1 protein-coding gene is annotated in these 328 nt (G+C 56.1%); it reads right to left on the bottom strand.

The window, feature by feature from the left end:
- On the bottom strand, nt 1–133 hold a 133-nt coding region (locus EN874_RS32780), incomplete at its 3' end, for an acylphosphatase (RefSeq protein WP_189396751.1).
- Nucleotides 134–328 lie beyond the last annotated feature (195 nt).

Raw genomic sequence — 328 nt, 5'->3', positions numbered from 1 at the left:
AGCCGTCACGCTCATTGCGCACCCAACCCGTCAATCCGAGACGCATGGCTTGGGCGCGCGTCCAGACACGGTAGCTCACGCCTTGCACCGTACCGGAAACACGCACCCGAACGGCTCTTTGCTCACCTTGCATCGCCCGCTCCAGAATCTTCCCCATCAATCTGGAGCACGAAAGGTCAAATGCAACCGGTTCGAAGGATAGGTGGCACGCTGGATTAAATAATTGACTCAGTCAACTAATGAGGGGATTATCGGACGCAATGTCTCTAAGGAGGTCAGCATGCAGCACGACGCCCTGGTCCATGAGACTCGTCGCTTCAACCGATTC

This window comes from Mesorhizobium sp. M1D.F.Ca.ET.231.01.1.1 (genome assembly GCF_003999155.2).
GTDB lineage: Bacteria > Pseudomonadota > Alphaproteobacteria > Rhizobiales > Rhizobiaceae > Mesorhizobium.
The sequence above is the reverse complement of the archived record's forward strand: the minus strand, read 5'-3'. Positions and strand labels throughout refer to the sequence as shown.